The 19,851-nt window shown below is 70.3% G+C and carries 14 protein-coding genes; 7 read left to right on the forward strand and 7 right to left on the reverse strand.

All coding sequences use genetic code 11. The features are described from left to right. The first annotated feature begins 36 nt into the window (after nucleotides 1-36). A complete protein-coding gene (gene lgt / locus OU415_RS03735) occupies nucleotides 37-1,101 on the forward strand; it encodes a prolipoprotein diacylglyceryl transferase (protein WP_270947094.1) in 1,065 nt (354 codons plus the stop codon). 2 nt (nucleotides 1,102-1,103) lie between these two features. On the opposite strand, the gene OU415_RS03740 is transcribed toward lgt, so the two are convergent. Further along, on the reverse strand, nucleotides 1,104-1,859 hold the full coding sequence (locus OU415_RS03740; RefSeq protein WP_270947095.1) for an IclR family transcriptional regulator: 756 nt from the start codon (nucleotides 1,857-1,859) through the stop codon (nucleotides 1,104-1,106). Nucleotides 1,860-1,937: 78 nt separating this feature from the next. Between OU415_RS03740 and asnB the strand changes: the two genes are divergently transcribed. After that, nucleotides 1,938-3,437 carry an asparagine synthase (glutamine-hydrolyzing) gene (gene asnB / locus OU415_RS03745; RefSeq protein ID WP_270947096.1) on the forward strand — a complete coding sequence of 500 codons (1,500 nt, stop codon included), beginning with the start codon at nucleotides 1,938-1,940 and terminating at the stop codon, nucleotides 3,435-3,437. Between the two features lie 90 nt (nucleotides 3,438-3,527). On the opposite strand, the gene OU415_RS03750 is transcribed toward asnB, so the two are convergent. After that, on the reverse strand, nucleotides 3,528-3,872 hold the full coding sequence (locus OU415_RS03750; protein ID WP_270947097.1) for a helix-turn-helix domain-containing protein: 345 nt from the start codon (nucleotides 3,870-3,872) through the stop codon (nucleotides 3,528-3,530). Between the two features lie 127 nt (nucleotides 3,873-3,999). Between OU415_RS03750 and OU415_RS03755 the strand changes: the two genes are divergently transcribed. Next, nucleotides 4,000-4,197 carry a hypothetical protein gene (locus tag OU415_RS03755; RefSeq protein ID WP_270947098.1) on the forward strand — a complete coding sequence of 66 codons (198 nt, stop codon included), beginning with the start codon at nucleotides 4,000-4,002 and terminating at the stop codon, nucleotides 4,195-4,197. Then, on the forward strand, nucleotides 4,188-4,601 hold the full coding sequence (locus OU415_RS03760) for a PIN domain-containing protein (protein WP_270947099.1): 414 nt from the start codon (nucleotides 4,188-4,190) through the stop codon (nucleotides 4,599-4,601). Before OU415_RS03755 ends, OU415_RS03760 begins: the two co-directional genes overlap by 10 nt. Here the strand turns inward: OU415_RS03760 and OU415_RS03765 are convergent, their stop codons facing one another. The 3 genes from OU415_RS03765 to OU415_RS03775 form a co-directional block, all read right to left on the reverse strand. After that, nucleotides 4,602-5,375, reverse strand: coding sequence for an ABC transporter ATP-binding protein (locus tag OU415_RS03765; protein WP_270947100.1), 774 nt, complete (start codon nucleotides 5,373-5,375; stop codon nucleotides 4,602-4,604). It abuts the gene before it with no gap. Between the two features lie 142 nt (nucleotides 5,376-5,517). After that, nucleotides 5,518-6,543 carry a FecCD family ABC transporter permease gene (locus tag OU415_RS03770; RefSeq protein ID WP_270947101.1) on the reverse strand — a complete coding sequence of 342 codons (1,026 nt, stop codon included), beginning with the start codon at nucleotides 6,541-6,543 and terminating at the stop codon, nucleotides 5,518-5,520. Next, nucleotides 6,540-7,481 (reverse strand): ABC transporter substrate-binding protein, encoded by a 942-nt coding sequence (locus tag OU415_RS03775; RefSeq protein WP_270947102.1) that lies wholly within the window; start codon nucleotides 7,479-7,481, stop codon nucleotides 6,540-6,542. Before OU415_RS03775 ends, OU415_RS03770 begins: the two co-directional genes overlap by 4 nt. A 763-nt stretch (nucleotides 7,482-8,244) precedes the next feature. Between OU415_RS03775 and gltB the strand changes: the two genes are divergently transcribed. The 3 genes from gltB (at nucleotide 8,245) to OU415_RS03790 (ending at nucleotide 14,953) form a co-directional block, all read left to right on the forward strand. Next, entirely contained in the window at nucleotides 8,245-12,795 is a 4,551-nt protein-coding gene (gene gltB, locus OU415_RS03780) for a glutamate synthase large subunit (protein ID WP_270947103.1), read from the forward strand. Next, nucleotides 12,788-14,290, forward strand: coding sequence for a glutamate synthase subunit beta (locus OU415_RS03785; RefSeq protein WP_270947104.1), 1,503 nt, complete (start codon nucleotides 12,788-12,790; stop codon nucleotides 14,288-14,290). The genes gltB and OU415_RS03785 overlap by 8 nt, the downstream gene beginning before the upstream one ends. Nucleotides 14,291-14,458: 168 nt before the next feature. Further along, the gene (locus OU415_RS03790) at nucleotides 14,459-14,953 is read left to right on the forward strand and encodes a hypothetical protein (RefSeq protein ID WP_270947105.1); all 495 of its coding nucleotides are present in this window, start codon (nucleotides 14,459-14,461) and stop codon (nucleotides 14,951-14,953) included. 79 nt (nucleotides 14,954-15,032) lie between these two features. Here the strand turns inward: OU415_RS03790 and OU415_RS03795 are convergent, their stop codons facing one another. Together OU415_RS03795 and OU415_RS03800 are read right to left on the reverse strand one after the other, a co-directional pair. Further along, nucleotides 15,033-17,405 (reverse strand): helicase-associated domain-containing protein, encoded by a 2,373-nt coding sequence (locus OU415_RS03795; protein WP_270947106.1) that lies wholly within the window; start codon nucleotides 17,403-17,405, stop codon nucleotides 15,033-15,035. A gap of 53 nt (nucleotides 17,406-17,458) precedes the next feature. Next, nucleotides 17,459-19,744, reverse strand: a complete 2,286-nt coding sequence (locus OU415_RS03800) for a HelD family protein (RefSeq protein ID WP_270947107.1) — start codon at nucleotides 19,742-19,744, stop codon at nucleotides 17,459-17,461. Between the last annotated feature and the right edge of the window lie 107 nt (nucleotides 19,745-19,851).

Below are 19,851 nucleotides of genomic sequence, written 5' to 3' on the forward strand. Positions count from 1 at the left end.
GCGCCCCGGCTCGGGGCGCCCGATACCGTTGGGGCTGTGAGTGCCCCGGTCGCCGCCACGGCGAATTCGTTCCTGGCCACGATTCCGAGCCCGCCGCAAGGGGTTTGGCACATCGGCCCGATTCCGCTGCGCGCCTACGCGCTGTGCATCATCGCGGGCATCATCGCCGCGGTCTGGATCGGCAGCCGCCGCTGGGTGGCCCGAGGCGGCGCCGAAGGCACCGTCATCGACATCGCGGTGTTCGCGGTGCCGTTCGGCCTGGTCGGCGGGCGCCTTTACCACGTGGCCACGGACTGGCACAAGTACTTCGGCCCGGACCGCAACCCGCTGGACGCGCTCAAGGTCTGGGAAGGCGGCCTGGGCATCTGGGGCGCCGTCGCGCTCGGTGCCGTGGGCGCCTGGATCGGTTGCCGCCGGCGGGGCGTCCCGCTGTCCGCGTTCGCCGACGCCGTCGCGCCCGGCATCATCCTGGCGCAGGCCATCGGCCGCCTGGGCAACTGGTTCAACCAGGAGCTCTACGGTGCGCCGACGACCCTGCCGTGGGGCCTGGAGATCTACCGCCGCGTCGACCCGGCCACCGGCCTCAACGATCCGATCGGCGGCGTGGCCCTGGACCAAACCCCGATCACCGTCGTGCACCCGACGTTCCTCTACGAACTGCTCTGGAACCTGCTGATCTTCCTGGTGATCATCTGGGCGGACCGCAAGTTCCGGATGGGCCGCGGCCGCGTGTTCGCGCTCTACGTCGCGGGCTACACCCTCGGCCGGTTGTGGATCGAGATGATGCGCACCGACGAGGCCACCATGATCCTCGGCATCCGCATCAACGTCTTCACCTCGCTGATCGTCTTCGCCGGCGCCGTCCTGTACCTGGTGCTGGTGCGCGGCGGGCGCGAGGACCCCGAGCTGCTCCAGGGCAAGCCGGAGCCGGGCGCAGCCCCGGCGGAGGCCGCGGAGCCTGCGGAGTCTTCGGAGCCATCGGTAGAGAAGGAGCCGGAGGCGACTGAGCCCGAGTCGGAGGAGACCGAGGCGAAAGCCGAGGACTCCGGAGACGACTCGCAGGCGCGCAGCGCCGAGAGCGCGAAGAGCGAGAAGGACTGACGCTACGGAGCGCCGAGCGCGTGGGAGAGCCGCGAAGCGGCGTCGACCACCGCCGCCGCGGCGCGGGCGAGGTCGTCCGGCGGTAGCCGGAAGACCGGGGCGGAGACGTTGAGCGCAGCGACCGTCGTGCCGCGGAAGTCGCGGATCGGGGCCGCTACGGCGACCAGGCCTGGTTCCGACTCCTCGACGGCGGCGCTGTAGCCCGCGCTCTGCTCGGCGCGCAGGCGTTCCCGCACCTCTTCCGCCGTGCGGGGCGCCCGTTCGGTGCCGGGCAGCCTCTCCGGTTGGGCGGTCAGGATCAGGTCGAGCTCGTCGCTCGGGCGTCCGTGCAGCAGGGCTCTGCCGCTCGCCGTGCAGTTGAGCGGGGAAAGCCTGCCGATCCACTCGTTGGCCTGGAGCGCCCGGCCCGGGCGTTCGGCCAGCACCGTCACAGCGGCGTTGCCGCTGAGCACCGTCAAGTACGCCGCCTCGCCGGTGGTGCGCATCAGGCCGCGCACCACCGGCGCTGCTTGTTGCAGCAGGCGGCTGTCGCTGGCCGCTCCGGCGAGGGCGAAGAGCTGCCAGCCCAGGCGGTACTCCAGCGTTTCCGGGTCGCGTTCGACGAAGCCGCCTTCGGCCAGCACCTTCAGCGTGCGCGAGACCTGCGTCTTCTCCTTGCCCAGCGCTTCGGCGACCGACTGCACCCGCAGCGGTCCGGATCCGAGGGTGCGCAGCACGTCCATGGCTCGCTGGACGCTGCTCAAGCTATCGGTGGCCACCAGCACATCTTCGCGAATCCGTGCGCATGGAGCAACTTGCGTTGTCTCATGCGCTCGTGATTTCTACGGTCGAGTTCCATGTGTGGAATTGCCGCTTTGCACCACCCGACGTCCGTCCCGGCCGCAGCGGGGGAGCCGATGGTCGACGCGATCGCGCACCGCGGCCCCGACGACACCGATCAGCGGGAGGTCGGCAGGCACGCGTGGCTCGGGCACACCCGGCTGTCGATCGTCGACCTCGACGGCGGGCGCCAGCCGCTGCGCGGACTGGACGGTTGGACGCTGGTCTGCAACGGCGAGATCTACAACCACGCGCAGCTGCGCGACGATCTCGGCGAGCAGGACTACCGCACCTCGTCGGACAGCGAGTCGGCGTTGGTGCTGCTGGCGCGGTTCGGCCCCGCTGCGCTCGACCGGCTGCAGGGCATGTGGGCGCTGTGCGCGGCCGCGCCGGACGGCCGTTTCGTCGCCGCTCGCGACCGTTTGGGTATCAAGCCGCTGTACTGGGCCGAGGTCGCCGGAACCCGCTACTTCGCCTCCGAGCTGTGCGCCTTCCCGGCCGACGTGCAGGCAGCCGTCGAGACCTTCCCGCCCGGCTGCTCCTGGACGCCGGAGACCGGGCTCGTCCGGTTCGCCGAACCCGTGCCGGAACCCGTCGGGATGCCGGACTGGGCCGGGATGTCCGCCGAGATCGCGGAGAAGTCCACCCGCGAGGTGCTGATCGACTCCGTCCGGCGGCACCTGATGGCCGACGTCGAGGTCGGGGTGTTCCTCTCCGGCGGGCTGGACTCCAGCATCGTCGCCGCGATCGCCGCAGCGGACTGCGCCGAAGCCGGGCAGCGGCTGAAGACGTTCGCGGTCGGTTCCGCCGATTCGCCGGACCTGCTGGCCGCTCGAGCCGCCGCGGAGCACCTCGGCACCGAGCACCACGAGGTGGTCTTCGACGCCGAGCAGGCGATCGCCGCTCTCGACGACGTCGTGCGGTCGGTGGAGTCCTTCGACGCGAGCCTGATCCGCAGCGCGGTGCCCAACTGGTTCCTGTCCGAACTGGCCGCCGACCACGTCAAGGTGGTGCTGACCGGCGAAGGCGCGGACGAGCTGTTCGCCGGCTACGGCTACTACCACCGAACGCACGCCGACGACCTGCAGGACGAGCTCGCCCGCACCCTCGGCGAGCTGCACGGGCTCAACCTGCAGCGCTGCGACCGCGTCACCATGGCCCATGGCCTGGAAGCACGAGTCCCGTTCCTCGACGCGGACGTCATCGCGCACGCCATGTCGCTGCCGGAGGAGCTGAAGGCGCTCGAGGACGGCGTGGAGAAGGCGCACCTGCGCCGCGCGTTCACCGGCTGGCTGCCCGACGAACTGCTGTGGCGGCGCAAGGTCCAGTTCGGCACCGGTGCCGGAGCCCAGGACCTGCTCACCCCGCACTGGGAATCCCGCATCACCGACGCGGAACTCGAGTCCACCAACGAACCCGTGCGCACCAAGGAAGAACTCGCGTACTACCGCATCTTCCGCAACGCGCTCCCCACCATCCGCCCAGAAGCAGTCCTCACCCGCTTCGCCACCGCTTAGCCGCCGGCCACCGAGGGGAGGTACGCAAATTCCATTGAAATCGCACGTCCGATTTCAATGGAATTTGCGTCCCAACTCGGGGGAGGGGGCTCACCGGGCGCCGAAAGCGACCGCGTTGTCCCCGGTGTCCTTGGGGGCGGTGGTGTCGCTCGGTGACGCCACCAGCTCCAAGCGGACGTCGACAGCGCGCCCGAGACGATCCAGCAGGTCGATCGTCGGCAGGCTGCCGCCGCTTTCCCACCGGGCCACCGAGGACTGCGTCGTGCTCATCCGGCGCGCGAGCTCGGTCTGCGTGATCCCGGCCTGCGTGCGCAACCCGTACACGAGGCGAGCCAGCGCGAAGGCCAGCGACGCTTCCGCGTACGACTCGTCGTACTCCCCCTGGTCGGCGACCGGATTCTCGCGCCTCACTCGATCGAGTTGCTTGTCTCGCATTCACCGATTATAGCTGGCACGAGATATATTGGCGACGCTATATTCGATGCTTAGTTGATCTCAAGGCGAGTGACTGGACGATGAAAAGGAGGTATATACAAACGTGTCGTCGTATATACTCGGGTGCATGAAGCATCTAGTTGATGTGGATGAAGGTGCCCTAGCTGCAGCGCGAGAGCAGCTCGGCACCAAGACGATCAAGGACACGATCAACGTCGCTCTGCGGCAAGCGGGCGGGATGAGTTTGCACGGCGATGATGTCGAGGCTGCGCTCGACGTTCTCGCGGGAATCGACTTCGAGGACCGTGAGACCGCGTGGCGCTGAAGTACCTCGCCGACACGAGTGTGCTGTCTAGGCTGCGGAAGGAGCCCGTGCGGAAGACCGTCAGCGAGCTCGTCCGGTCGCATGCTCTTGCCCGCTGCACGATGACTGATCTCGAGCTCGGGCATTCCGCCCGCAATGCGGCGGAATGGGATGCGATCCAGCGCGCGATCGGATTCTGTCCGCTGATCGAGATCGAACATGCTGACTTCGTTCGCGCTCGGGGTGTGCAACGCGCGTTATCGGCGCAAGGCCTCCGTGGTCGAAAGATCCCGGATCTGTTGATCGCAGCAGTCGCGGAACGGAGCTCACTCGCACTGCTCCACTACGACCAGGACTTCGAGTTCATCGCGGAGATGACCGGTCAACTGGCGGAATGGGTCGTGGCACGCGGTTCCATCGATTGATCAGTTCCGGATCGGGGCGATGACGGGTGAGCCGTCGGGGGTGTGCAGGACCGTGACCCGGGCTGTGTAGCGCTTTTCGAGGGCCTCGGGCGTCAGGACCTCGGTGGGGGTGCCTTCGGCTGCGACACCTCCGGTGTCGAGCAGGAGCAGGTGCTCGGCGTACTGGGCCGCGAGGGTCAGGTCGTGGAGGGTCATGACGACCGTGGTGCCCAGTTCCCGGCGGAGTTCGTCGACCAGGTCGAGCAGGGCTTGCGCGTGGCCGACGTCCAGGCCGGTCGTCGGTTCGTCGAGCAGCAGGACCCCGGCCCGCTGGGCGAGGGCGCGGGCCAGCACTGCGCGCTGGCGTTCGCCGCCGGACAGCGTGGCCAGGGCGCGGTCCGCCAGTCGCGCGAGGTCCAGGCGGTCGAGGAGTCCGCGCACGACTTCCAGGTCCGCCGGGCCTTCGCGGCCCAGGACGCCCAGGTGCGGGGTGCGGCCCAGGAGCACGTAATCGGTGACGGTCAGGCCGATCGGCAGCTGCGGGATCTGCGGGGCGTAGCCGATCGCGCGGGCTCGTTCGCGGCGGCGCAGCTCGGCCAGCGGGCGGTCGTCGACCAGCACCTCGCCGGAGTGGCGCACCAGGCCCGCGATGGCCTTCAGCAGCGTCGACTTGCCCGAGCCGTTGGGGCCGATGATGCCCAGCCAGCCACCGGTGTCCACAGTGGTCGAAACGCCGGAGATCACCGTGCCGCGCCGGTAACCAGCGGACAGCTCACGCACCTCCAACCTGCTCATGCTCCCCCGCCTCTCCGCGATTCACAGTGGTGGTTGCGTTTGGGAGGGATCTTGCGGTTTCGCGGTTTCTTGTGGCTGGGTTGCGTCACGGTCCCCTGAGGTGCGGTTGGGTGGGGGTTGGCACACGTTGTGGCTGGGCTGTTCATGCCCGGCTCCGGTGTAGGAGGAGGGCGAAGAACGGTGCTCCGGTGAAGGCCGTGATCACGCCGATCGGGATCTCGGCGGGGGCTAGCAGGGTGCGGGCCAGCATGTCGGCCAGGACCAGGAACACTCCGCCGAACAGCAGTGACATCGGGACGATGATTCGGAAGCTGCCGCCCATCGCGAGCCGCACCAGGTGGGGTACCACCAGGCCGACGAAACCGATCAGGCCTGCCGCCGACACCGCTGCCGCAGTGGCCAGGGACGCTGCGACGAGCACCGCGAAGCGCACCCGACCCGGGCGCACGCCCAGGGCGGCGGCTTCCTCGTCACCGGTGCCGAGGAGGTCCAGCAGGCGCGCGCAGATGCACAGCACGACCGCTGAGACCACGAGGTAGGGCAGCACGATCAGCACTTCTCGCCAGCCCGTGGTGGACAGGCGCCCCAGGATCCACATGTAGACCTGTTGCAACGACTCCACGCGCATCTGCTGCACGAAGGTCTGCGCGGCGGTGAGGAAGGCTCCGACGGCCACCCCGGCCAGCACCAGGGTGGCCGTGTCGCGTCCGGCCGAGCGCCCGACCAGCCAGGTCAGGCCGACGCCGCCGAGGGCTCCGGCGAAGGCCGCGACCTGCACCGGGATGGACAGCGCGGTCTGCGGTGAGCCGGTGAGCACCACCGTGACCGCCAAGCCCGCGCCGGCCGCCGCACCCAGCAGGTACGGGTCGGCCAGCGGGTTGCGGAACACCCCCTGGAAGGCCGCGCCGGAGACCGCGAGCGCGGCGCCCACCAACACCGCGAGCACCACCCGCGGCACCCGCAGGTACCAGAGGATGGCCGCTTCGCGCTCCGACAGCGGCGAAACGCCGCCGGTGAGCTGCGCGGCGATCTCGGCGAGCACCCGGCGCCAGCCGAGTTCGGCCGCGCCGAGCAGCACCGACAGCAGAACGCTGGCGACGAGCACTACGACCCCGATCACCACGTGCCGGGGTCGCAGCTTGGTCTGCGGCAGCGGCGTGCTCGTCACCCCTGCTGCGCCTTGGTGACCCCGTCGGCGACGGAGCGCACCAGGTCGACCACCCGCGGGCCCCAGCGGCCGGCGAGGTCGTCGTCGATCTCGAACACGTGCTTCTTGTGCACCGCGTCGAGGGTGTTCCAGCCGGGCCGCTCGCCGACGGAAGCGGCGGTGACCTGGCAGCACTTGACGTCCGAGACGAAGATCAGGTTCGGGTTGGCCTGCAGCACGTGCTCCTCGGACAACTGCGGGAAGTCGCCGCCAGCCTCGTCGGCGATGTTGTGCAGGCCGAACAGGTTGTAGACGTTGCCGACGAAGCTCCGCGAGGTCGCGGTGTAGTAGTCCGGGCTGACCTCGTGGTAGTAGGTCAGCGGCTGCGGCGGCTTCGGGGTGTCGCGCACGATCTTGTCGATCTCACCGCGCATCTTGGCCACCAGGTCGCGGGCCTGCTGCGTGTGCCCGGTGGCCTGGCCCAGCACCTCGATCTGCCGGTAGGCGTCGTCCAGGTTCGCCGCCGCCGGGGTGAGCAGCGTCGGCACGTTGGCGGCCTTGAGGCCCTCGGCCAGCTGACCGGCGCTGTCCGGGGCGATGACCAGGTCCGGGTCGTGCCCGCCGACGGCCGCGGCGTCGGTGGTGAACGCGGAGAGGTTCGTGCGCGGCGCCTGCTGCGGGAAGTCGGAGAACTGGTCGACCGCGATGACCTGGTCCCCGGCGCCGATGGCGTAGAGGGTTTCGGTGGCGGTCGGGGACAGCGAGACGATCCGCTTCGGCTGCTGCGGGAGGGTCACCGGCTGCTGGCCGGGCAGCTCCACCTTGACCGGGAACGCGGAGGCCGGGTCGTCGGCCGGGGCCGTGGTCTGGGAGTGGGGTCGGGTTGCGCACCCGGTGACCCCGACGAGCAGGGCCAGCGCGGCGAGCAGCAGGGTGGCGAGTCGGCGGAACCCGGTCATGTCTTCCCTACGGTTTCGGCCGGTGCATCGAGGGCGCGGCCGGGGAAGCCGACACCGCACCCCTGCACCGGGAGTGGCGGACATCGACACCACGCGCAAGGCGACCTGGCTCGTGCCCGGTCGAGACCGGGCCATCGCAGTTGCGGCACAGCACCGGGTTCGCACCGGTTTCGCTTGGCGCTGGCGTCCCGCGAGCCCCCGCGGACGGGGGCTCTGAGCTGCAAAGATATCAGGGCTCGATCAACGGGCCGAGGCGCTGCGGGGTGTCTTGGAGCACGGCCTACCGCCAGCGGCCACCCAGCGGTTAGATTTGGCAACGGATCGTGTTCACCGGTGCGCGCCCCGACTGCCGGCGGGGCCGTGGCCCGGAGCGTTCTGCCCGGTGAGCGGCTAGCCGCCGCACGCGGCGGGTGCTGCCCGCCATCCGCAACGCACGAGGAACGTCCCCGAACTCGCGTCGGGAGGTCTGCGATGACGAAACCCCTGGGCAGCCGCCGTCCGCGCGGACTCCCGTAACCCACACGGGTGCGTTACAACAAGATGGTCAGCATCACTCGACAACTAATGCTTCTGGGTATCCTGGCTGTTAAAGTTCTCTGAACGCTCCGGTCACGAGCGGGCTTTCGAAAGCCCGAAAACTTCTGTCGTGACACCGGAAGTCATCTGCGGGCCAGCGTCGTCCCGTGCCCAGAAGTCATGAAGTCAGGTCAGCCGGTGCGGCTGTCGACTTCCGAGCACGAGAACTGACGAGGGAGGTCTGCGCATGGTCTTCTCCGCCGTCCCAGCAGCCCAGGGCTTGTACGACCCGGCTGCGGAGCAGGATTCCTGCGGTGTCGCCATGGTCGCCGACGTCCGCGGGCGCCGTTCCCACGGCATCGTCGCCGATGCGCTGACCGCGCTGGCGAACCTCGAACACCGCGGTGCTGCTGGAGCCGAGCCGACCAGCGGTGATGGCGCGGGCATCCTGGTGCAGCTGCCGGACGAGCTGCTGCGCGCCGAGGCGGGCGTCGAGCTGCCCGAGGCCGACGACCTCGGCCAGCGCCGCTACGCCGCGGGCATGGTGTTCCTGCCCGCCGACGAGGAGCAGCGCCGCCGCGCGATCGAGCTGGTGGAGCAGGTCGCCGCCGAAGAGCAGCTGAAGGTGCTGGGCTGGCGGGACGTGCCGATCACCCCGGAGAAGGCGGGCGTGGGCACCACGGCGCTGAAGTGCATGCCGCACTTCGCGACCCTGCTGGTCGCCGGGCAGCGCGAGGAGGCCGGCATCGAGCTGGACCGCCTGGCCTTCTGCCTGCGCAAGCGCGCCGAGCGGGCCGCCGCGCAGGAGGGCCTGGAGCTCTACTTCCCGTCGCTGTCCAGCCGGACCATGGTCTACAAGGGCATGCTGACGACCGGGCAGCTGCCCGCGTTCTTCCCGGACCTCACCGACGAGCGGCTGGTCAGCGCGATCGCGATCGTGCACAGCCGGTTCTCCACGAACACCTTCCCGTCGTGGCCGCTGGCGCACCCGTTCCGCTTCGTCGCGCACAACGGCGAGATCAACACCATCCGCGGCAACCGGAACCGGATGCGGTCCCGCGAGGCGTTGCTGGAATCGGACCTGATCCCGGGCGACTTGTCCCGGCTGTACCCGATCTGCGCCGAGGACGGCTCGGACTCCGCCTCCTTCGACGAGGTGCTGGAGCTGCTGCACCTGGGCGGCCGCAGCCTGCCGCACGCGGTGCTGATGATGGTGCCGGAGGCGTGGGAGAACCACGCCGAGATGGACCCCAAGCGCAAGGCGTTCTACCAGTTCCACGCCAGCCTGATGGAGCCGTGGGACGGCCCGGCCTGCGTCACCTTCACCGACGGTTCGCTGGTCGGCGCGGTGCTGGACCGCAACGGCCTGCGCCCGGCGCGCTGGTGGCGCACCGCCGACGACCGGGTGGTGCTGGCCAGCGAGACCGGCGTGCTGGGCCTCGACCCGTCCGAGGTCGTCGCCAAGGGCCGGCTGCAGCCGGGCCGGATGTTCCTGATCGACACCGAGCAGGGCCGCATCGTCGACGACGAGGAGATCAAGTCCGAGCTGGCCGGTGAGCACGCCTACGACGAGTGGCTGCACGCCGGGCTGCTCAACCTCGACGAGCTGCCCGACCGCGAGCACGTGGTGCACACCCACGAGTCCGTGGTGCGCCGCCAGCTGGCCTTCGGCTACACCGAGGAGGAGCTGAGCCTGCTGCTGGCGCCGATGGCGACCAGCGGTGGTGAGCCGCTGGGCTCGATGGGCTCGGACACCCCGCCCGCGGTGCTCTCGCAGCGCTCGCGGATGCTCTACGACTACTTCGTCCAGCAGTTCGCGCAGGTCACCAACCCGCCGCTGGACGCCATCCGCGAGGAGATCGTCACCTCGGTGGCGCGCGTGATGGGCCCGGAGCAGAACCTGCTGACGCCCTCGGCGGCGTCCTGCCGGCACATCGTGCTGCCCAACCCGGTCATCGACAACGACGAGCTGGCCAAGCTCATCCACGTCAACGACGACGGCGACCTGCCCGGTTTCGCCTCCGCGGTGCTGTCCGGCCTGTACGAGGTCGACGGCGGTGGCGAGGCCCTGGCCGCGGCCATCGAGCGGGTCCGCGAGGAGGCCTCCGAGGCGATCGCCGGTGGGGCGCGCGTGCTGGTGCTCTCCGACCGCGACTCCGACCACAAGATGGCGCCGATCCCGTCGTTGCTGCTGGTCTCCGCGGTGCACCAGCACCTGGTGCGGACCAAGGAGCGGCTGCGCGTGGCGCTGGTGGTGGAGAGCGGTGACGCCCGCGAGGTGCACCACATCGCCACGCTGCTCGGCTACGGCGCCGCGGCGGTCAACCCGTACCTGGCGTTCGAGACCATCGAGGACATGATCGCCCACGGGCAGATCACCGGCACCCGGGCCAAGACCGCGATCCGCAACTACGTGCAGGCGCTGGTCAAGGGCGTGCTGAAGGTGATGTCCAAGATGGGCATCTCCACCGTCGGCGCCTACACCGCGGCGCAGGTCTTCGAGGCCGTCGGCCTGTCCGCCGAGCTGGTCGGCGAGTACTTCGAGGGCACCACCTCCAAGCTCGACGGCGTCGGGCTGGACGTGCTGGCCGAGGAGGTCGCGCAGCGGCACCGCCGCGCGTACCCGGACAACCCGACCGAGCGGGTGCACCGCAAGCTCGAGGTCGGCGGCGACTACTCCTACCGCCGCGAGGGCGAGCTGCACCTGTTCAGCCCGGAGACGGTGTTCCTGCTCCAGCACGCCACCAAGACCGGCAAGTACGACGTGTTCCGCCGCTACACCGCGGAGTGCGACCGGCTGTCGGCCGAGGGCGGCACGCTGCGCGGGCTGTTCAAGCTGGACAGCGGCCGGGAGCCGATCGACATCGACGAGGTCGAGCCGATCTCGGAGATCCTGAAGCGGTTCTCCACCGGCGCGATGAGCTACGGCGCGATCTCCGCCGAGGCGCACGAGACGCTGGCGATCGCGATGAACCGGATCGGCGGCAAGTCCAACTCCGGTGAGGGCGGCGAGGACGTCGACCGCCTCTACGACCCGGAGCGGCGCTCGGCGGTCAAGCAGGTCGCCTCCGGCCGGTTCGGCGTGACCAGCGAATACCTGGTCAACGGCACCGACATCCAGATCAAGATGGCGCAGGGCGCCAAGCCCGGTGAGGGCGGTCAGCTGCCCGGCCACAAGGTGTACCCGTGGGTGGCCAAGACGCGGCACTCGACGCCGGGCGTCGGGCTGATCTCGCCGCCGCCGCACCACGACATCTACTCGATCGAGGACCTGGCGCAGCTGATCCACGACCTGAAGAACGCCAACGAGCACGCCCGCGTGCACGTCAAGCTGGTCTCCGAGATCGGCGTCGGCACGGTCGCGGCGGGTGTGTCCAAGGCGCACGCGGACGTCGTGCTGATCTCCGGCCACGACGGCGGCACCGGTGCGGCGCCGCTGACCTCGCTGAAGCACGCGGGCACGCCGTGGGAGGTCGGGCTGGCCGAGGCGCAGCAGACGCTGCTGCTCAACGGCCTGCGGGACCGCATCACGGTGCAGGTCGACGGCGGGTTCAAGACCGGCCGCGACGTCGTGGTCGCCGCGCTGCTCGGTGCCGAGGAGTACGGCTTCTCCACCGCTCCGCTGGTGGTCGAGGGCTGCGTGATGATGCGCGTCTGCCACCTCGACACCTGCCCGGTGGGCGTGGCCACCCAGAACCCGGAGCTGCGCAAGCGCTACACCGGCCAGGCCGAGCACGTGGTGAACTTCTTCGAGTTCGTCGCCCAGGAGGTGCGGGAATACCTGGCGCAGCTCGGTTTCCGCACCCTGGACGAGGCGATCGGCCAGGTCTCCGCGCTCGGCGTGGACGAGGCGGTGGAGAACTGGAAGGCCCGCGGCCTGGACCTGACCCCGGTGTTCGCCGAGCCGCAGACCCCGTACTCGTCGGTGCGGCGCCGGGTCCGCGAGCAGGACCACGGCCTGGACCGGGCGCTGGACCGCACGCTGATCCAGCTCGCCGAGGCGGCGCTGGAGGACGCCCGCCCGGTCAAGCTGGAGCTGCCGGTGCGCAACGTCAACCGCACCGTCGGCACGCTGCTGGGCGCCGAGGTCAGCCGCCGCTACGGCGGTCAGGGCCTGCCCACCGACACCATCCACGTCGAGCTCTCCGGCTCGGCGGGGCAGTCGCTGGGCGCGTTCCTGCCGCCGGGCGTCACGCTGGACATGGTCGGCGACGCCAACGACTACGTCGGCAAGGGCCTGTCCGGCGGGCGGATCGTGGTGCGCCCGCACCCGGATTCGGCGTTCGCCGCAGAGAACCAGGTGATCGCGGGCAACGTGATCGGCTACGGCGCGACGAGCGGCGAGGTCTTCCTGCGCGGTCGGGTCGGCGAGCGCTTCGGCGTCCGCAACTCCGGCGCGCTGCTGGTCTCCGAGGGCGTTGGTGACCACGCCTTCGAGTACATGACCGGCGGTCGCGCGGTGGTGCTGGGCGGCACCGGCCGCAACGTCGGCGCCGGCATGTCGGGCGGTATCGCCTACGTGCTGGACCTGGACCCGGTGCGGCTGAACACCGCGATGGTGGACCTGCAGCGGCCCAGCGCCAAGGAGCTGAAGTGGTTGCAGGAGACCGTGCAGCGGCACTACGAACTGACCGGTTCGGCGGTGGCGGCCTCGCTGCTGGGCGACTGGCCGCGGCGATCGGCGGCGTTCAGCAAGGTGATGCCGCGCGACTACCAGCGGGTCCTGGAGGCCATGCGGATGGCCAAGATCGAGGGCCGGGACATCGACGAGGCGATCATGGAGGCTTCCCGTGGCTGACCCGAGGGGATTCCTGAAGCACACCCGGGCCGACGCCCCCAAGCGTCCCGTCGACGACCGGTTGGGCGATTGGCACGAGGTCTACGCCGCTCTGTCCACTGAGGACCGCAGCGCGAAGGTCGCGGAGCAGGCGTCGCGGTGCATGGACTGCGGCATCCCGTTCTGCCACTCCGGTTCGGCCGGCTGCCCGCTGGGCAACCTGATCCCGGAGTGGAACGACATGGTGCGCCGCGGCCAGTGGGAGGCGGCCAGCGACCGGCTGCACGCCACCAACAACTTCCCGGAGTTCACCGGCAAGCTGTGCCCCGCACCGTGCGAGGCGGCCTGCGTGCTGGCGATCTCCCCGGAGGCCGGTGGCGCGGTGACCATCAAGCGGGTCGAGGAGACCATCGCCGAGGTCAGCTGGGAGAACGAGTACGTCACCGCGCAGGTGACCGAGGCGCACACCGGCAAGCGGGTGGCCGTGGTCGGTTCCGGGCCGGGTGGGCTGGCGGCTGCCCAGCAGCTGACCCGCGCCGGGCACGAGGTGACCGTCTACGAGCGCGACGACCGCATCGGCGGGCTGCTGCGCTACGGCATCCCCGAGTTCAAGATGGAGAAGTCCGTCCTGGACCGGCGGTTGGCGCAGATGCGCGACGAGGGCACGAAGTTCATCACCGGCTGCGAGGTCGGCGTGGACCTGACCGTCGAGGACCTGCGGGCCGGTTACGACGCCGTGGTGCTCGCGGTGGGCGCGCTGCGCGGCCGCGACGACACGACGATCCCGGGCCGCGAGCTCAAGGGCGTGCACCTGGCCATGGAGCACCTGGTCCCGGCGAACAAGGAGTGCGAGGGCGACGGCCCGACGTCGATCTCGGCGCAGGGCAAGCACGTCATCATCCTCGGCGGCGGCGACACCGGAGCGGACTGCTACGGCACCGCGACCCGCCAGGGCGCGCTGTCGGTGACCCAGCTGGACAACTACCCGCAGCCGCCGACGACCCGCGACGACGACCGCTCCCCGTGGCCGACCTGGCCCTACATCTTGCGCACCTACCCGGCGCACGAGGAGGCGGGGGAGCGCAAGTTCGCGGTGGCGATCGAGTCGTTCGTCGGCGACGACGAGGGCAACGTCCGCGCGGTCCGCCTCCGCGAGGTGAAGGTCCAGCGCGACGAGAACGGCCGCCGCCAGGTCGTCCCGGTCTCCGACGAGGCCGAAGAGCTGCCCTGCGACCTGGCGCTGCTGGCGATCGGCTTCGAAGGGGTCGAGCACATGCCGCTGCTGGACGGCCTGGGCATCGACCTGACCAAGCGGGGCACGATCGGCTGCGGCTCCAACTGGGAGACCAAGTCCCCGGGCGTCTTCGTCTGCGGCGACGCCCACCGCGGAGCATCCCTGGTGGTGTGGGCGATCGCGGAGGGTCGCTCGGTGGCCAACGCGGTGGACGCCTACCTCACCGGCTCCTCCCAGCTCCCGTCCCCGGTCCACCCGACGGCACTGCCGCTCGCGGTCTGATTCCCGCTGCGAAGGGCGCGTTCGGCAACTCCCCCGAAAGCGCCCTTCCTTGTGAGATGGGTCGTCCTTCGCGGAACCGGTCCGTTCGGGGCGGGTGCGTTGCTTAGGATCTTGCGCGGTCCGGTTGGGCCGGAGTTGTTGTACCGCAAGTGTTTTTTTGGGGGAATTGTGGACTTCCGCAAGAGCGCGCTCGGCCTGATCACGGCGATCATCGCCATCGTTCTGGGCGTGGTGGGAACGGCGCTGGTGATCGGCTGGTTCAGCGAGGGCGGCCGGATCCCGTTCTTGTTCTTCGGGGCTCCGGTGCTGGTGGTGGTCGGAATCATCTTGCTGATCAACAGCTTCCGGCCGTTCACGATGCGCATCGACGAGCGGGGGATCCTGCTGGAGCACCCCGCCGACAAGGTGCGGATCGCGCTGGGCTGGCAGTACATCGCGCGCGTCGCGGTCCAGGAACTGCCCAAGCCGAAGGGCGAGAAGGGCACCGCGACCTACCTGGTGGTGTGGCCGCAGGGCGGCGCGAACCCCGGTGTGCCGCAGGACCGGATGTTCCAGCACGACGGCTGGACCGGCTACCGCCTGATCGACGTCGACGACATCCGCGAGGACAAGGAAAAGCTCACGGCGGCCCTGGCCCACTACGCGGCCCCGATCTTCCGCTGACGCCGCCCAAGACCCGTGAGCACTTTGGGTCGCTATAGCAACCCAAAGTGCTCACGGGTCCTGACCAGGCCACCTGGGCTCATCGAGTCGGGCGGCGTTTCAGCGGGGAGACGGCGCGGACCCGGTCCAGGCGGAACTGGCGGTCGTCGTCCCGCAGGTGGCAGTAGGACTCCAGGTATTCCCCCGCGATGAAGTGCGGTGTGATGACGCGGGTCGTGCAGCTGCCCCGCTGGTCCCGATATGAGATCTCCAGGTCGGTTCCGGTCGCCAACGCCTCTTCGAGCAGTTCGAGTTCGAGGTCGGACAGCCCGGCGGCCCGTTCGGCGAGGATCCGGCCCACGTTGGCCGGTGTGTTCTCCACCAGGTCCACCATGACCGGAGGTCGTGCGACGTCGTCCGGCTGCGCCAGCAGGTGCATGGCCACTTCGCGGAGCTCTGCTTCGTCCGGCAGGTCCGGCGCCGGGTCCAGGTAGTGCGGCTGTGCCACGAGAACCGGCGGACGATCGTCGGTGGCCACGGCGCGTTCGATCACGACGGTGCCGTCGTCCGCCTGCTGCACCGGGGAGTACCCCGCCTTCCGCAATGCCGTCAGGGTTTCCTCGGGTGGTTTGCCCGACGCGAGCACGGTCGGCGCCAGGACCCGCAGCGACAGCTCGCGCAGCGCGCGGTGCCTGCTGACCTCCAGCACCAGGGCTTCGTCCCCGAGCACGCAGCACCGCACGCTGCGCACCTGCAACTGCCCGAACCGCCGTGCGGCGTCCTTGATCAGGTACTCCAGCGGCTGCGGGACATCAGCGCGGGAGATCTCGGCGAGCCGTCCCAGGAGATCCTCGGCGGAGTACCCCTGATCCATCGCGCGGCGCACGGAATCCGGGCTGAACCGCCAGGTGGATGCGGTGTCCCGGCCTTCCGGCTCGGCCATCAGGTTCAGCGTGGAGGTGACGTCCCCGCTCGGCGTGCCCGCCACGACTGCGCTCAGATCCGCTTGCAGCAGCACCGTTTCCTCCGCTCGGGGAAGCAGTCGGAGCGCTGCGTCCAGCAACGCCTGGTCGTCGCTTAAGCAACGGCCCAGCGTCGACAGCGCGTCGCGGGCGACCGCACCGACCGCCTCGGCTTCAGCCCAGTTGACCCGCATCGGATCGACCAGGTCGGCGGCGCTGCGATAGATCATCGGTCGCTTCCAGGCCAGCTTCTCGTTCAGCAGGCCCGGTTCGTCCAGCGCTGCGCCGGGTTCCAAGGCCGCGAGCTCGGTCACCAGGTCGATGCGCAGCGCTCGGTCGAGAGCACTGTCACCGGGCAGCATCGCTGGACCGGGCTTGTCCACGACCTTGCTGAACATCGCGGCGGCAGGCTGCTCCCACCACGTGCGTCCCAGCCAGACGTAGCGCTTCGCCGGTGCCAACCGCTGCCAGTCGTCGGCGAGGTTCGACGGGACGAGGTGGCCCGCATCGTCGAGGCTGAGCAGCTCGGCCGCGGCGGCGGTCTCCAACCAGAGCCGGATCTCGTGCTGATCGGTCTTCAGGACCTTCGCGAGCTGCTTCAGGACCCGCAAACCGACTCCGCCGTTCTGTAGCATCGCCAGCGGATCGGTCGCGCAATGATCGAGCAGCCGGGCCACGCCATCGACGAAACTGGTCGCGGCCAGCGCCGCCGCCTTGTCGACCTCGGCGGGGTCGACCACGTTGGTGGGCGGCTCAGGGGGAGGCGGCCGCAGCGTCGCGCGGTCATCGGATTCGCGCAGCGCCAGCCCGATCTCGCGCGGCATCTCGAACGGTCCGCGGTCGGTGCGGCACTGGTCCGCGCTGATCAGGAAGCCGCGCCTGATCATCCACCGCACCGCTGTGGGCTCTCCGGGGAAGGCGAAGGCCCCGGAGGTGTCGCGGGCCAGTTCCATCGCGACTTCTGCGGTCGAACCGGGAGCTTTGGCCAGCGTTGCGGACACCTGCGCGGGATCCTGCACGAACTCCGCGATCCGCAGGATCGTGTCGGCCTTCGTGCTGGCCCGCTCCAGCCCGAGCGCTTCGGCGATGCCGCGGACGGTGGTGCTGGCGTGGGCGTTCAGGAGCTTCGCGATCGGGCGGCCCAGCCCTGCGGTGCGGAGGGTGCGCAGGGGCGCGGCGAGCTGGATCGAACCGTGCTCGTCGAGCTGGATGAGGAAGCGTTCCGCCAGTTCCCGGAGCGCGCGGTCGAGTTCGGCGCCACCGCCGAGCACCTGCTCGACCTGCTCGCGGGTGCAGCCGTCGCCGAGCGCGCACAGCGCGCGGAGCACCTCGTGGCAGCCGGCGTCGAGCCGTTCCAATGCGGATTCCACCGCGCCGGGGGAGTCGAGCACGGCCGCAAGCCGTTGCAGGGAACGAGCTCCTGCGAGCACGCTTTCCGGACGGTTCTTCAGCAGCGCCAGCAGACCGTCGTGACCGAGTGCCCGGAGGCGCTGCGCGAGCTCGGAGATCACCCGGCCAACTGTTCCAGCTGCGGAGGCCGGGAGGACAGCAGCCCTCGATGGGCTCAGCCGATCCTGCGCAGTGCTTCCGGGAGTTCGTCGGTGTGGAGGACTCCGAGGCGTTGGGTTGCTCGGGTCAGGGCCACGTAGAGGTCGTTGAGACCTCGCTCGGATTCCTCCGCGATCGCCGTCGGTTCCACCACCAGCACCGCGTCGAACTCCAGGCCCTTGGCCTGCTCCACGGTCAGCAGGGCCACCGGGGCGTCGAGGTCGTCGGCGCGGGTGCCGATCGCCGCTTCGGGCAGGGCATCCGCCAGCTGCGGGCCGATCCCGGCCAGCACCTGCGGCGGCATCAGCACCGCGAGGCGGCCGTCGGCGACCTCGCGCAGCTCCGCCGACACCGCTTCCGGCAGCTCCGCCGCCAGGTCGTCGACGCGGCGGGCCCACGGCTGGTGGCCGCTGGTGCGCACCGAGGTCGGCGCCTCCAGGTCGGTGTCCATTTCGGACAGGACGTCGGCGGCGATGTCCATGATCTCGGCCGGGGTCCGGTAGTTGACGGTCAGCTCGACCATCTTCCAGCGGTCCTGGACGTACGGGTGCAGGACGTCGTGCCAGGCGTTCGCGCCGGCCAGCGCCCCGGTCTGGGCGACGTCGCCGACCAGCGTCATCGACCGGCTCGGGCAGCGGCGCATCAGCACCCGCCACGCCATCGGCGACAGCTCCTGCGCCTCGTCCACGATCACGTGCCCGAACGTCCAGGTGCGGTCGTCGGCGGCGCGCTCGGCCGCGGTCAGATCGCTGCGGGAGCGGAAGCGCTCCGCGAGCAGCTCGGCGTCGAGCACGTCGGACACCCGCAGCCGCTCCTCGTCGGCGATCTCCTCGTCCTGCTCCATGATGTGCAGAACGCCTTGCGCGTAGGCGAGTTCTTCGCGCTCCTGGGCCTCGCGCTCGGCGCGGGCCTGCGCGTCGTCCTCGCCGAGGAGCTCGGCGAGCTCGTCCAGCAGCGACACGTCGGCCGGGGTCCACGGCGTGCCCGCGGCCCGCAGCAGTTCCTCGCGCTCGTCGTCGTCGAGGTGCTTGCGGGTGGCGGTGGCCAGCCGCTCCGGCGAGCTGAGCAGTTCGTCGAGCAGCTGCTGCGGGGTGATCTCCGGCCAGAGCTCGTCGAGCGCGCCGGTCACCGACGGGTCGGCGCGCAGCTCCACGTTGATCTCGTCCAGGTCGCGCCGGTCGAGCAGGTCGCGGCCGAGTCGGTCGGCGACCTGCAGGGTCAGCGCGGAGAACATCTCGTTGCGGAAGATCCGGCGCGCCAGGTTGTGCGGCTTGCGGGCGCGGCGGGCGCGGGTGCGGGCCTGCGTCGCGGTCTTCCGGTCGATGCGCAGCGGTTCGCGGTCGAAGGTGACCTCGACGTGGTCGGCGGGCACCTGCTGGCGGTCCCGGACCGCGGCGACGAGCACGTCGACCATGCGCTCGCGGCCCTTGATCTCCGCCGCCCGCGCGGATTCCACGCCGGTGGCGGTGATCCCGGGGTACAGACCGCCCACAGTGGACAGCAGCACGCCGGTCTCACCGAGCGAGGGCAGCACCTGCCCGATGTAGCGCAGGAACGTCTCGTTCGGGCCGACGACCAGCACGCCGCGCTTGGACAGCTGCTCGCGGAACGTGTAGAGGAGATAAGCCGCGCGGTGCAGCGCCACGGCGGTCTTGCCGGTGCCCGGCCCGCCCTGCACGACCAGCACGCCGTTCATGCCCGCGCGGATGATCTGGTCCTGCTCGCCCTGGATGGTGGCGACGATGTCCTGCATCTGCCCGGTGCGGCGGGCGTCGAGCCGGGCCAGCAGCGTGGCCTCACCGGCCAGCCCGAGGTCGCTGCCCTGCTCAGCGGCGTCGAGGTCGAGCACCTCGTCCTCGTAGTCGAGGACCTTGCGCCAGCTGGTGCGCAGGTGCCGCCGGCGGCGCACGCCGTCCCGCGCGGCGGCGGTGGCCAGGTAGAACGGCCGGGACGCGGGGGCCCGCCAGTCCAGCAGCAGCGGCTCGTACTCGTTGTCCTCGTCGAACAACCCGAGCCGGCCGACGTGGAAGGTCTCACCGGTGTCCAGGTCCAGCCGTCCGAAGCACATCCCGTGCTCCACCGCGCTGAGCTGGGTGAGCTTGTCGGTGTACATCCGGGTGGAGATGTCGCGCTCGGTGCGCGCCTGCGGCGGACCACCGCTGTCGCGCAGCGTGTCCTTCAACCGCTGCGTGGTCTCCTGGCGCAAGGCGTCCAGCTTGTCGTACAGCACGGTGAGGTACTGCTGCTCGACTGCGATCTCCTGCGCGCGAACGGCATCCCGATCGGATCGGGCGTTGGACAACTGCGCCACCTCAGTACGTGGGGGATGGGAAAGCCCGACTCCGGTCGGCCCGACCCACCAATATACCGCGCGACGGAGAAGGGGTCGTGGGGGCCTAAAACGGGTGC

Origin of the sequence: Saccharopolyspora oryzae (assembly GCF_027853915.1) — a bacterium.
Taxonomy (GTDB): Bacteria; Actinomycetota; Actinomycetes; order Mycobacteriales; family Pseudonocardiaceae; genus Saccharopolyspora; species Saccharopolyspora oryzae.